Raw genomic sequence first — 13,333 nt, forward strand, 5'->3', positions numbered from 1 at the left:
GGTTCAACCACCTCTGGCGGCACTTGTATCAGCAAGGGCGCGGCTGGCACGGCTTGTGGCTGGGCAACTGGCTGACGGTACAAAGCACCATGACCCCAGCCAACAGCCTGACTGCCTGAGGGTTTGTAAACATCCCCTTTAACAAAAAAGTACTGCCCCGCCTCCTCAACCAGTTCAAACACACCCAGATCATTACCCAGGGTTTCTGAGCTACCCAACAGCAGGATGCCATCGTCTTTCATCAGATCATAAAACTTGCGATGAATCAGCTGCCGGGCATCCATATCAAAATAGATGGATACATTACGGAAAAAAATCAGATCGTAGTTTTTCAGGCCTGCGGGGAACACCGGAGCCAGTAGATTCAGTTCATGCAGGTGTACCTGCTCGCGGATATCCGCTGACAACTGATAACCCGTTTGTAAAGGCTGAAAATACCGCTTTTGTAACTGCTCATCCACTCCACGAAAAGAAAAAGCCGAATACACCCCCCGTCGTGCCTTGGCCAGAATTTGCTGATCCAGATCACCGGCATCAAAATGAAACAGCTCACGGGTTCGTGAGCCATATTCTTCCTGCAAGGCCATCACCAGACTGTAAGGTTCCTCACCAGAAGAACACCCTGCACTGAGTATACGAATGGGCTGATGACCACTGCGGTGTTCCAGCAATCGGGGAATTAACACCTTGCTGAACAGCTGAATCTGCTCTGGTTCACGAAAAAAATAGGTTTCGTTGACCGTCAGCTGGCTGATCAAGGCATCAAACTCTTCAGTATCACTGTTGATCAAGCGATAATAAGCATCCAAACCAATACAACCAGCCTGCGTGGCACTTTTTTGTATCGCTTTGCGCAGCCGGTCTTCAGCAATACCTTCCAGCAGCAGGCCACAGTGTTCATAAATACGGGTTTTAAAACGCGCCAGTTCTGCGCTGCTCATAACTGTCCCCTACGCAGCGCAGCCAGATAACCGGCAGGCTGCAGCTGTAACACCTTGAGCATTTCTGCAGCGATTTCACTCAAGGGCAACACCCGATGAACCACTCCGGCATTCACCGCTTCCTGATTCATGCCATAAATCACCGAGCTGGCTTCATCCTGAGCCAAAGTCACACCCCCATGCGCATCAATCGCAGCCATACCGGCAGCACCATCCCGCCCCATACCAGTCAGGATGATTCCCACGGCATTTTTGCCATATGCCTGAGCCACTGATTTCAGCAGCTGATCACAACTGGGGTGGTAAATATCTTTTTCCAGACAGGGCTTAAGATGAATCTGATGCGAGCCAGTAATGGTCAGATGTTGTTCCGAGGGTGAAACATACACCTGCCCAGGCTTCAGTATTTCGCCCTCTTCAGCCACCTTGACCGGCAGCTTGCACAGGGTTGAAAGCCAGTGTGCCATGCCACTGACAAAACCATCACTCATGTGCTGGGCAATTAATATCGGTGCTGGAAAATGTTCATCCAACTGCGGCAGCAGACTGGCTAGTGCCTGGGGACCACCCGTGGACGAGGCAATCACAAAAACCTGCTTAAAATCAGGCTGCTTAATGATTGCAAAAAAATCCACCGGCGCAATAACGGGGCTGACCAGTGCCTTGCGGCGCAGGTGGGTGATCATCGGGATACCCGACAACAAGCGAACTTTCGCCACAAACTCAGCCGCTTCATCCGGTGTGTAAGCAGGTTTGTTGATCACTTCCAGTGCGCCCAGCCTCAGAGCTTCATAAGCTTTTTCGGCATCCGACTGGCCACTGACTACCAGAATCGGCACTGCCTTGGTGTGCATGATTTCTTCGATGGCTTCCATGCCACCCATCACTGGCATATCCAGATCCATGGTCACCAGATCCGGTTGCAATCGCTGAACCATTTCCAGCGCCTCTTTGCCATGACAGGCTTCACCAATCACCTCAATGCCCTCTTCTTCCTCCAGAATGGCGCGCAGCAAACCACGCGCCATACTGCTGTCGTCAGTGATCAGAACACGAATCAGGCGGGGCATCATCATGACAGAATCATCCCTCCTGTTTGCCGACCATCTTGAACTCCTGCACCAGACGACTCAGATCTTCCGACATACAGAGCATTTCTTCGCTGATATCGGTGATATTGCGTACCGACTGGGCGTTATGTGTACTGGCATTGGCAATATCACGCAAAGCAATTACCACCTGACTGCTGGCGGTTTTCTGCTGTTTGGTGGACATGGAGATCTGCTGAGCTGCACTGCTGGTTTGGCTGGCGGCACGGACCAGTGCATTTAAGTCTTCTGCTGTCACGGAACTGACTTCCATCCCAGCCTGAATGGAGCTGGAACCTTTTTCCGAGGTAATCACCAGACGACTGATGGAATCCTGAATTTCCTGAATCCGGTCTTCAATCTCACGGGTGGAGTCGGTCACACTGTCAGCCAAGCGGCGGATTTCTCCGGCCACTACCGAAAAACGCTTGCCAGACTCACCGGCGCTGGAAGCCTCCAATGCGGCGTTAAACGCAATCAGTTTGGTCTGATCCGCCAGGGTGTTAATTAAATCCATTACCTTGCTGATTTGTTTGGATTTTGCCCCCAGCTCCATGATTTCGTGCAGGCTTTGTTCATTATCCCGGTGGATTTCGCTCATCCGCAGCTGCAGTTGCTGCATGGCACTGGCACCCTTTTTACTGCTGTCCAGCGTCAGGTTGGCAACATCCACCACCGACTGGGAATGATCAGCAATTTGTGTTGAAGATGCTGAAAGCTCTTCCATGGTGGAGGTGATTTCTGCCACCGAAGACGACATTTCTTCCACCGCTGCGGCCATCGACTGGCTGACTTCCTGCTGCAGGTTGCTGTTACGACTCACCAAACCGGCGGTTTGTGCCAGACGACCAGCAGAATCAGTCAGACGAGTGGAGCTGCGAAACACCTCACTGATAGCCAGGGACAGACGCTCCAGCAGGCTGTTGGTCTGATCAGCCAGATCGCCCAGCTCAGACTTATCATCTGTCTGCAATCGCTGCGACAAATCCAAGGTGCGGGTAATGTTTTTTAACTGCTGCTGAAACGCTACCAGTGGACGACTGAGAGAAGCGGCCAGAGGGTACAAAACCAGTAAACTCAGACCAATCAATACCAATCCGATGATCAGGGACTGGTAAAGCTGTTGTTCAATCGGCGCCATAAACTCGGCACTGGGAACTTCAACCACCAGATAACGCTGTAAATCAGCAATCCAGATCACACCCACAAACAAATCCTGGCCTTCATACTGCATCTGATTAACAGTCACCTCTCGGCTGCCCAACAAAGAACGCAACTCCGGTGTTGTACTGAGATCACTAATCACCGCACCGTCTGGTCGAACCTCCACACGTCCATCCCGGTTGGCTAATGAAGCACGACCATTTTGACCCAGACGGTAAGCACTGATCATTTCCGCCAGATGCAACATATCCAGACCCACCCCAGCCACACTGATGGGTTCACCCTTGGCATTACGCTGCTGACTGCTGTAGTTCACAAACATCTGCAGTGCTTCGCCACTGAACTCATTAGAATCTAAATTCAGCTCGTAAGGTGCATCAGTACCCAGATAACGGAAATACCAGGCATCATCCGCACTGGAACGAAACATTTGTCGACGGTTCAACTGACCGCTCTGGTAATGGTGATAAAAAATGCGTTCACCATCATTGGCTGCAATAAAAACAACTCCTGCATCCAGTTGATTATGAACCTGCGCCATTTCTGCCTGTACCTGAGGCAGATCACTCTCTGGCATGCCCTTGCGTATCCAGCTTTCCAGAAAGGTGTTGGCGGCTAGACTTCGAGAAACCTGCAGGCTCGGTGCCAGACTCAAAGCAACCTGAGCGGCCAGATGATTCAGCTGTGTTGGTAGTTCATGTTGCAGCAGGTTTTCGACCCGGCTCTGGGTATAAAAATGGGATTGCAGTGATAATGAAAAAGCCATCATCACCGCCAACAGGATGCCAAAAGAAACAAACAAACGTAAGCGGAGGGATAGCTTATTCCATAAATTACGCATAGCTCAGCCTTAAGATGACTTTAATTTTAATGTTCTGTAAAAATTACCGTTGATTGGACGCACAATGCAAGGATAATCTCAGCAAAGTCCTGCAAGAAGCAGAAAAGACAGGTTTTTTGGCAAGAATCAGTCTGCGTGGAATACCAAAGCAAGAGAATTGAGGCAATAACGTAAACCGGTTGGTTTAGGGCCATCATCAAAAACATGCCCCAGATGTCCATCACAACGAACACAGCGAATTTCTGTGCGCAACATGCCGTGTGACTCATCTTCTATATAACAGAGATGCTCAGGTTTGATCGGCTGATAAAAACTTGGCCAACCGGTTCCGGATTCAAACTTGTCTGTCGAGCGGAACAAGGGTAAATCACACAGACCACAGTGATAAACACCGAATGACTTGTTGTCCAGCAGTCCACCACAAAAAGGTGGTTCAGTGCCCTGATTCAACAATACATGCCGTGCTTCCGGTGAAAGTTTCTGCGCCAGCAGTTGTTTCTGTTGATTATTCAGGGGGGTCAGATCTTCTGCTTTATCATTTTTACTGGTGTTCACGGCATACCTCAGAATTTAAATGGGAGACCAGTGTGTCAGCTTCAGTGTACCCAGTGAACGACCATCCTCATCAAAAGCTTCTGCGTGAAGGATCAAACCGGGCACCTCCAATGAAAAATACACTCGACCCAACAGTTCATCAGGCTTACCTTCAAACCAGACATCAATCAGGGCTGCTCTGCTGCCTTCATAATCCAGCAGCTCATGGACAAAATACTCAATGTTTTTTTCTCGCCCACGATGATTCAGTGATTCCAGCATACCGCTGGCACCGACACCCCGCTGTTGCGCGATTAAAGGAAGGGCAAAAACCAGAGTCTGACGATCCAGAATGCCATCATTACGGCCATCATTACGGCCATCAAAGCTCAGTTTACGATCATTGCGATTCTGGATCACACGGGTGCGGGAGCGAAAATCCTTTGAGACCGGCAAGGCTGTATCACTGAGTGTAAAGCGGCTGTTTTCCCTCCAGCTGACAAGGCTGTTACCTGCTTCCATGCTCACATGGTACATGCCAGCTCGCCATCGAATCTCATGCGTCAGGTTGACACTGGGCGCCAGCTTGTAACGGGACTCTACCAGATATTCAGCCTTGAAGGGGATATAAGCCCAGGCTGGTGTTGCTGTCAGCAGTATAAGCAGCAGGGTCATGAACAGGTAGGTAAACTTGTTTGTTTTCATCCTGAAACCTCTTTATCTGCATCCACATCAGGAGCATTTCACCAACAGAATATCAGTGATACCCTGATCTGAGTAGACTCATGTGTCTTTCACCAGCAATGGCAATCCAGCCACAGTTAGAATCACACGTTCACTCACTGCCGCCAGTCGCTGGTGCAACAACCCGGCACGATCTCCAAAAGCACGGGTCAGGGCATCCATTGGCATGATACCCAATCCAGTTTCATTACCCACCAGAATCAAATCGGCCACCCCACCCGCAGTGACTACCTCGACCAGCTCATCCAGCACCTGATCCACCCGCTGCAGGGAAACTTCACTCAAGGGTTGTTCATCGACCAGATCCTCACACAAAATTTGGGTCAGCCACAGGGTCAGGCAATCCAGCAGGATAACCCCCGGCTGTTGCAACAGCTGTTTTAACCGGATCGGCAAGCGGGCATCAGGAATTTCCAGCGTTATCCAGTCATTCGGGCGGTACTGGCGATGTTGCTGAATGCGCCGAGCCATTTCACCATCACCGGCACGCGCCGTAGCTACATAGATGACCGGCCAACCCGTCTGTTCCGATCGCTGTTGCGCCCTTTGTTCAGCCAGTCGGCTTTTGCCGGAGCGCACCCCACCCAGAATCAGTTGCCGCATGGTATTTGTTCCTGTTGCCCGACCAGCGCCAGCAGGCGTGGCATATCCAGGTGCTCATCCACCAGATCGGCCAGACGCTCAAAAGTCTGTTCGCGCAGGCTATCCAGATCCGGCATTGCTTTTAACCCTGCCCCCTCTCCTGCAACCCAGTGCAACAGGGCATCCAGTGCTTCCGGGTGATCCAGCAGACCATGCCAGTAGCTGGCCAGTATTTGTCCATCCTCACTGACGGCACCATCCGGCAAACCCTGATCCGATAACAGCAGCGGCTTCTCAAGCGCCCTGCCACTGCTGCGTCCGGCATGGATTTCATAACCTCGGACAGGAATCTGCTGATCACCCAGACCAACCATCCAGCCTGCCGTATTACGCAGCACTTTTTCTGTATCCAGCCGGGTTTCCAGATCCAGCAAAGCCAGCCCGAGACTGGAACCTGCTTCCCCTTCCAGACCCAGCGGATCATGAATCACCTGCCCCAGCATCTGCAGGCCACCACAAATCCCCAGCAGCTTGCCGCCATAACGCAGGTGGCGCTGAATGGCCGATTCCCAGCCTTGCTCCCGCAACCATTGCAGATCTGCTCTGACTGCTTTGGAGCCGGGCAAGATAATCAGATCAGCAGCAGGGATAACCTCACCGGCACGAACATACTGCAAATCCACCTGTGGATGCTGGATCAGGGCATCAAAATCGGTATGATTGGAAATACGCGGTACGACCGGCACAATGACTTTAACAACCGCCTCACTTTTAACCCGTCGTTCTTGTGGCAGTGCATCTTCGGCATCCAGCTGTAAATCCATCAGGTAGGGCAACACACCCAAGACAGGTTTACCTGTGTGGGCTTCCAGCCAGTCCAGACCCGGTTGCAACAAAGCCAGATCACCCCGGAAGCGGTTGATGACAAACCCGACCACCCGTGCCTGTTCGCTGGGTGACAGCAGCGCCAGGGTACCTACCAGATGGGCAAACACTCCGCCACGGTCAATATCAGCAATCAGAATCACCGGGCAATCCACCGCCTCGGCATACCCCATATTGGCAATATCTCCCTGCCGCAAATTAATTTCTGCCGGAGACCCCGCACCTTCCACCAACAGTACATCAAACTCTTTCACCAACCGCTGGTGGCTTTGTAACACAGCCTGCAGGGCAGTCTTTTTGTAGTCATGGTAGGTCACTGCATCCTGGGTGTTGATCGCTTTGCCGTGGATGATGACCTGAGCCTTGCGATCCGTGGTGGGTTTCAGCAACACTGGATTCATATCCACCGTGGGTAACAATCCACAAGCAGCCGCCTGCACGGCTTGGGCCCGACCAATTTCACCCCCTTCTGAAGTCACGGCGCTGTTCAGTGCCATATTCTGGGGTTTAAAGGGTGCCACGCGAATGCCACGCCGATACAAGGCGCTCCCCAGCGCAGTGACCAGCAGGCTTTTGCCTGCATCCGAGGTGGTGCCCTGCACCATCAATACATTGTTCATCACTGCTCCTGCAAAACCTGTAAAGCCTGTTCAAGCCGCTGCCATTCGGCTTCTGTCTGTGGCAGACCAAACCTTAAACTCGACGGCTGTTCAAAAGATCGCACCAGTATGCCCTGCTGTGCCAGCCGATCGGCCAGTTTTTTCGCTTGAGCCATCAACACCCACTGAAACAGTGGCGTGCCGCCAACAGGTGGCAGATGGACTGACTGCAACAGCTCAAACAAACGCTGGCTATCCTGTTTTAAACGCTGGCGGGCTTGTTGTTGCCACTGATCATCCAGCAAGGCCAGTCGTCCCAGATAACGCGCTGGATGGGACACTGCCCAGAGCCCCAGTCGAGCCTGCAACTGCTGCAACAGGTTGTTTTCAGCAAACACAAACCCCAGGCGCAACCCGGCCAGACCAAAAAACTTACCCAATGAGCGCAACACCACCAGTCCCGGTGGCATGGATGGCTGAATCATGCTGTTTGCCTGCGGTAAAGCATCCAAAAAGGCTTCATCCACCACTAACCAACCCTTACGCGCCATTAATAGCCGATGCCAGCGCTGCAAATCCTCATGGGCAAACACCACCCCCGTGGGATTGTTCGGCTGAATCAGCACCAGAGCACGGATGTTCACATCATCCAACAGGCATTGTTCAAGGTTTTCAGCTGTCACCGCCACACCATCAAAACCCGCTGACTGCCAAGCCTTGCTATGCTCAGAATAAGCGGGACTTAACAGTGCCACACGAATACTCGCGGGAGTCTCATCAGTAAAAAGCAGCTCTGGCAGGCACTGGATAGCGACCTGACTGCCGGGCACTGCCAATCCATCTGCACTGGCATAATAGGCCGTCATGGCTTGCTGCAACCCGTCATCTTCTTCCGGCAGGCGTTGCCAGACTTCAGCAGGTACATGAGGCACTGGCCAGCCCTGCGGATTGATGCCAGTTGAAAGATCCAGCCATTGATCCAGTGGAATAGCATAATGCTGCGCCGCCTGTCGTAAGCGACCACCGTGTACCACAGCACAATTCAGATCAGCAGCAGGCATAAACCACCCAACCCAATCAAAACACACCAGAGTAATACGGCTCGATACAACAGAAAGCTGGCAGCCTGCAGATGAACAGCTGTTGGTTCAGGAGCCGTGGTTTCACCCAGTATTGGGCGCTCTTGCCACTGCCCGTGATAAACAGCACCACCACCCAACCGCACATTCAGTGCCACCGCACCAGCAGCCATCACCGCTCCGGCATTAGTGCTTTTCCATTCTTTACTGCTGTGCCTGGCAGCAGCCAGTACTCGGAAAAAGCGTCCACTGAACAGAGCAACCAGCGCATAAGACAAGGCGGTCAGGCGTGCTGGGAACCAGTTCAGCAGGTCATCCAGCCTTGCCGCTGCCCAGCCGAAATACAAATATCGTTCAGTGCGATAACCCCACATGGCATCCAGGGTATTCACCAGCCGGAACAACACCACACCCGGCAAACCCAACAGCAGATACCAGAAGAGCACACCAAACACCGCGTCATTGCCGTTTTCCAGCAGGGATTCAACACCCGCACGGCTGATGCCGGTTTCATCCAGCGCCTGGGTATCACGACTGACAATCCAGCCCACCCGCTCCCGTGCCAGTGGCAACTGGCCAGATTGTAATGCCTGAAACACCTGCATCAGGTGTTGATCGAGACTTTTCCAGCCCACCGCCAGATAAATCACCAGCACATCCAGCAGCCATGCCAACGGCAGCAACAGTGGGTTGCCAGCCAGTAGACTGCGCAACCCCCAGATCAGCAATACCCAAGGCAGCACCGCCAGCAACAGCGCCAGCACCCCCGCCCAACGGTGACTGGCATGGCAAAATTGCTCAATACGGGCAACCAGCCAGCCAAATCCCACCAGTGGATGCCAGCGTTGTGGCTCACCCAGCCAGCGATCCAGCAGCAATGCCAGTGACAGAATCAGGGCTGGCTGCAAGACCGCTGGAATCAGTCCATCAACAGCAATCAGAGCTCAACACCTTTTTGTGCCATTACACCGGCATGAAAGGCGTGTTTTATCTCTCGGTGCTCGGAAACCGTATCCGCAGCAGCAATCAGCTCATCCCGTGCACCGCGCCCGGTGATCACCACATGCTGCATGGGTGGACGTTGTGCCAGCGCATCCAGCACCTCTTGCATATTGATGTACTGGTATTTCAGCGCGATATTCAGCTCATCCAGCACCACCAGATCGACCGCTGGATCTTCCAGAAAAGACTTGGCCTGCGCCCAACCTCTGGCTGCGGTAGCCTTGTCCTGTTCCAGGTTCTGGGTTTCCCAGGTGTAACCCTGCCCCATCACGTGGTAACTGACTTCTGGAAAACGCCGGAAAAAGGCTTCTTCACCGGTACTGAAACTACCCTTGATAAACTGCACAATGCCGACTTGCATACCATGCCCCAGCGCACGGGCTGCCATGCCAAAGGCCGCTGTACTCTTGCCCTTGCCATTACCGGTGTGCACCACCACCACCCCACGCTCACTGGTGGCACTGGCAATTTTTTCATCCACCACCGCCTTGTGGCGCTCCATACGCTGTTTATGGCGCTGGGTCTTGTTGTTGTCGGTCATTGTTTCGCTCCGAAAAATTATTGCTGATAAACCAGTGTCAGATACGCCGCACGCCCCGGTTCGTTATAATCCACAGCCGTGGTGTAGTCTTTATCCAGCACATTCTCAACACTGGCCTGCAGGCTGAATGCCGGATTAATCTGCCAAGCCGTACGCAGATTCAACAGGGTGTAACCATCAATCTCAGTGGTATTGGTAGCATTATCATAACTCTTGCCACGATGGATAACAGACAGACCCGCTGACAGCATCTGCCACTGTTGATCCACATCCACTCGATAGGTTTGACGGGCACGACGACGCAGATCCTTGCCGGTTTCACGATTTTCTGGTTTTAGCAGGGTTGCTGCCGCCACAAGATTCAAACCGTTATGACGGATACCGGCCTCAGCCTCCAGACCCTGAATACGAGCCTCATTGATGTTCTCGGCAGGAAAACCCGCGATCAAATCGTTAATGTCGGTATGAAAAACAGCCAGATCCACAAACCAGCCGTCCAACGCATAATAGGCACCCAACTCATAACTGGTTGACTGCTCAGGCTTCAAATCTGGATTACCACCACCCCAACCACTATCCGGCCAGTAAAGCTGGTTAAAGGTGGGCACCACAAAGGCCGTACCGGCGCTGGAGCGCAGGCTCAGTTCCGGTGACACCCAGTAACCCAGTCCAGCCTGCCCGGTGGTTTTATTACCAAACTGTTCGTTATCATCAAAGCGCAGACTAAATTCACTACTCAACTGCCCAAAAGGAACCTGCAACTGTGCAAAGGCACCTAAATTGTTGCGTGAATCCTCATCATAGTTGGTGCTGCTATCCAACTGTTCTTTCAGGGCATCAACACCTACTTGAATTTTGTGAATCCCCAGTTGCAGGGTATTGATCCAGCTCAGTTGATCCATACGGGTGTTGAAATAACCCGGCCAGCGGTCAAAGGCTTCACTTTCATCACGGCTCTGCGCTACAGCCAGCTCACTGCCCCACTGATTGGTCAGTTGCTGATGCCAGGCAACACGTACGGCGGAATGAACAAACTCCTGATGATCATCAGCGCCCGGATCATACTCACTGCTACCACTGGAATGCATAAGACTGGTGGTAAAACGGGTGGCCTGACTCAGACGGTACTCAAAGTTGCCGGTAAAAGAAGTATTATCATAACCATCCCGACCATCATCACCACTGTCCCGAACATTAATACCATCTGTATCAAAACGACTGACACCCAAGCTGTAGAGCAGGGTTTTATTGCCACCCGCCACACTGGCACCGTACTTTTGTGTGCCAAAACTTCCCGCACCGGCAAAAGCGTTCAGTTTTGGATCACTCACCTGTCCACGGCGGGTAAACACCTGAATCACCCCGCCAATGGCATCTGAACCATACAGACTGGTTCTGGGGCCGCGCACAATTTCAACCCGATCAATTTCCGAGGCAGGCAGATACTGCCAGGAGGCTCCACCAGATGAGGCACTACCCATGCGCACGCCATCAACCAACAACAGGGTGTGATTGGAGTTGGTGCCTCGACTGCTCAGGCCGGTGGTTTTACCAAAAGCACCGTTACTGGTGATGTCGATACCAGCACGAGAACGCAGCAGATCAACCAGTGAGAGAGCCTGCAGACGTTCAATTTCCTCACGGGTAATCACCGTGACTGAAGCAAGGCTCTGATTTACTGTCTGAGGGGTACGACTGGCGGTTACCACCAGGGTATCCAGGCTGGATGCCAGCGCTTGGGTCAGTGGTGCCAAAACAAAAACACCCAGCGCAGCAGAAGCCAGCCAGGCAGAAGAAGGGGAAAGTTTTTTCATGATGATTTTTCCTGCGTGCCGCCCGCACACAAAGGGCCGGATGTATTCCGGTCATAGTTTTAACAGCGGCAGACGGGCAAAAGCAGAAAGGGCAAGCTGAACAAAATCAGCTCGCCGAGGTTGCCTGGCCCACCGCCACTCCTCGTCTTCAAGGCCGGTCTCCGGGCTTGTTTGTGTCTGGTCTAACCAGATTTTTTCCAACCTTCCCATGCACTGCAAACAGCAGTGGAAGCACAGTGGTATCAGGAAAAAATCCTTCATTGCTGAAGGCACAGAACTTACCGTTGCGGGGGCAGCGCCGGACTTGCAAACAGCAGTTTGCGCACCGGCTTCCCGATTATCCCGTACAGCCAAAGCTGGACGGGCACCTCGAAGGTCGACAAGAATACACGTATACTGCGGTGCTTTCCAATCAAAGCTGACTGATTCTCATGACTTTTTCCATCCGTTTTACAGGGTTTTTACTGGCCTGGCTGCTAATTTTTCTGACACACCCCGCCATAGCAAACAGCGCGTCAGCCCTAACACTGACTGATGATGCAGGGCGTAGAGTGCAACTGCCACAACCGGCACAACGACTGGTGAGCCTGGCACCCCACATCACGGAGAACCTGTTTGCCATCGGTGCCGGAAATCTGCTGGTGGGTGTGGTGAATTACAGCGACTACCCAGAAGCCGCGCTCAGCCTGCCACTGGTCGGGGGTTACAATCAGCTGGATATTGAAGGCATCGTGGCATTACAACCGGATCTGGTGATTGCCTGGCACAGTGGCAACCCGCTGGCTCAGGTAGAACAGCTGCAGCGTCTGGGAATTCCGGTTTATTTTTCGGAGCCACTCAGTTTTGCCGGCCTGGCACACGGATTACGCCAGCTGGGTCACCTGACCGGACAGGAAACCACTGCTGAGCAGGCCGCTTTATCACTGGAAGCTCAGGTCAAACAGTTACAACAAACCTATGCCCATCAGCGCCCGGTACGGGTGTTTTATCAGGTCTGGGAGCAACCCCTGATGACCATTAACCACCAACACATTATTCATGAAGCCATCACCCTCTGCGGCGGAGTGAATGTTTTTGCTGATATCAAACAACTCATCCCGCGCATCAGCCGTGAAGCGGTGCTGGAGCAAGACCCAGAGGTGATTCTGGGTGGTGGTATGGGCGAAGAAAACCCTGTCTGGATCAACAACTGGCGGCGTTTTGAATCCATGCAGGCAGTGCGGGACAACAAGCTGTACTTTATTCCACCCTCACTGCTACAACGCGCTACCCCAAGAATGCTGCAAGGCACTGAAATGGTCTGCCAGAAACTGCAACAAGCCAGGCTGATCTACGGCGACTAGCTTTCATCCATGGCAATCGGTCTTAATTGATGCCCAATAGCTTGAGCAGATAATCATTGTCCCAACCCGCTATAGACACGATGGATCGAAACAACGCATTCTGCAAGCAGAATTAAGCCCGATTGCCCTTGGGACCACCCAAGATCCTATTGCTAAGCTCCTTAAAATCCGTTAGC

The 13,333-nt window shown here is 52.6% G+C and carries 12 protein-coding genes and 1 riboswitch; of the genes, 1 reads left to right on the forward strand and 11 read right to left on the reverse strand.

Going from position 1 to position 13,333, the window contains the following annotated elements:
* The 11 genes from IBX50_RS11535 to IBX50_RS11585 all read right to left on the reverse strand — a co-directional run.
* Positions 1–941, reverse strand: a 941-nt coding sequence (locus tag IBX50_RS11535) for a protein-glutamate O-methyltransferase CheR (RefSeq protein ID WP_292255999.1), incomplete at its 3' end; no start/stop codon positions are given.
* On the reverse strand, positions 938–2,017 hold the full coding sequence (cheB, locus tag IBX50_RS11540) for a chemotaxis-specific protein-glutamate methyltransferase CheB (protein WP_292256001.1): 1,080 nt from the start codon (positions 2,015–2,017) through the stop codon (positions 938–940). The genes IBX50_RS11535 and cheB, both read right to left, overlap by 4 nt.
* 7 nt (positions 2,018–2,024) lie before the next feature.
* A complete protein-coding gene (locus IBX50_RS11545; RefSeq protein ID WP_292256003.1) occupies positions 2,025–4,034 on the reverse strand; it encodes a methyl-accepting chemotaxis protein in 2,010 nt (669 codons plus the stop codon).
* 126 nt (positions 4,035–4,160) lie between these two features.
* A complete protein-coding gene (msrB, locus tag IBX50_RS11550; protein WP_366930719.1) occupies positions 4,161–4,547 on the reverse strand; it encodes a peptide-methionine (R)-S-oxide reductase MsrB in 387 nt (128 codons plus the stop codon).
* Positions 4,548–4,604: 57 nt separating this feature from the next.
* Positions 4,605–5,273: a hypothetical protein gene (locus IBX50_RS11555; protein WP_292256007.1), complete on the reverse strand. Its 669-nt coding sequence runs from the start codon at positions 5,271–5,273 to the stop codon at positions 4,605–4,607.
* Positions 5,274–5,351: 78 nt separating this feature from the next.
* On the reverse strand, positions 5,352–5,915 hold the full coding sequence (gene cobU / locus IBX50_RS11560) for a bifunctional adenosylcobinamide kinase/adenosylcobinamide-phosphate guanylyltransferase (protein WP_292256008.1): 564 nt from the start codon (positions 5,913–5,915) through the stop codon (positions 5,352–5,354).
* Positions 5,903–7,399 (reverse strand): cobyric acid synthase, encoded by a 1,497-nt coding sequence (locus IBX50_RS11565; protein ID WP_292256010.1) that lies wholly within the window; start codon positions 7,397–7,399, stop codon positions 5,903–5,905. The genes cobU and IBX50_RS11565 overlap by 13 nt, the downstream gene beginning before the upstream one ends.
* Complete coding sequence (gene cobD / locus IBX50_RS11570) at positions 7,399–8,439, reverse strand: threonine-phosphate decarboxylase CobD (RefSeq protein WP_292256012.1); 1,041 nt, start codon at positions 8,437–8,439, stop codon at positions 7,399–7,401. Before cobD ends, IBX50_RS11565 begins: the two co-directional genes overlap by 1 nt.
* Positions 8,421–9,365 (reverse strand): adenosylcobinamide-phosphate synthase CbiB, encoded by a 945-nt coding sequence (gene cbiB / locus IBX50_RS11575; RefSeq protein ID WP_292256014.1) that lies wholly within the window; start codon positions 9,363–9,365, stop codon positions 8,421–8,423. The genes cobD and cbiB overlap by 19 nt, the downstream gene beginning before the upstream one ends.
* A gap of 29 nt (positions 9,366–9,394) precedes the next feature.
* Positions 9,395–10,000, reverse strand: a complete 606-nt coding sequence (gene cobO, locus IBX50_RS11580) for a cob(I)yrinic acid a,c-diamide adenosyltransferase (RefSeq protein WP_292256017.1) — start codon at positions 9,998–10,000, stop codon at positions 9,395–9,397.
* Between the two features lie 17 nt (positions 10,001–10,017).
* Positions 10,018–11,814 carry a TonB-dependent receptor gene (locus tag IBX50_RS11585; protein WP_292256018.1) on the reverse strand — a complete coding sequence of 599 codons (1,797 nt, stop codon included), beginning with the start codon at positions 11,812–11,814 and terminating at the stop codon, positions 10,018–10,020.
* Between the two features lie 134 nt (positions 11,815–11,948).
* Positions 11,949–12,201, reverse strand: a riboswitch (cobalamin riboswitch).
* A 44-nt stretch (positions 12,202–12,245) separates the two neighbouring features.
* On the opposite strand from IBX50_RS11585, the gene IBX50_RS11590 reads away from it, so the two are divergent.
* Positions 12,246–13,157, forward strand: coding sequence for a cobalamin-binding protein (locus tag IBX50_RS11590; protein WP_292256020.1), 912 nt, complete (start codon positions 12,246–12,248; stop codon positions 13,155–13,157).
* Positions 13,158–13,333: the final 176 nt, after the last annotated feature.

It is taken from the genome of Marinospirillum sp. (assembly GCF_014859565.1).

Coding starts and splice junctions, on each gene's coding strand:
- cobO (WP_292256017.1), bottom strand. CDS start 10,000: ATGACCGACAACAACAAGACCCAGCGCCATAAACAGCGTATGGAGCGC.
- IBX50_RS11545 (WP_292256003.1), bottom strand. CDS start 4,034: ATGCGTAATTTATGGAATAAGCTATCCCTCCGCTTACGTTTGTTTGTT.
- IBX50_RS11585 (WP_292256018.1), bottom strand. CDS start 11,814: ATGAAAAAACTTTCCCCTTCTTCTGCCTGGCTGGCTTCTGCTGCGCTG.
- cobD (WP_292256012.1), bottom strand. CDS start 8,439: ATGCCTGCTGCTGATCTGAATTGTGCTGTGGTACACGGTGGTCGCTTA.
- IBX50_RS11565 (WP_292256010.1), bottom strand. CDS start 7,399: ATGAACAATGTATTGATGGTGCAGGGCACCACCTCGGATGCAGGCAAA.
- IBX50_RS11590 (WP_292256020.1), top strand. CDS start 12,246: ATGACTTTTTCCATCCGTTTTACAGGGTTTTTACTGGCCTGGCTGCTA.
- cheB (WP_292256001.1), bottom strand. CDS start 2,017: ATGATGATGCCCCGCCTGATTCGTGTTCTGATCACTGACGACAGCAGT.
- cobU (WP_292256008.1), bottom strand. CDS start 5,915: ATGCGGCAACTGATTCTGGGTGGGGTGCGCTCCGGCAAAAGCCGACTG.
- IBX50_RS11555 (WP_292256007.1), bottom strand. CDS start 5,273: ATGAAAACAAACAAGTTTACCTACCTGTTCATGACCCTGCTGCTTATA.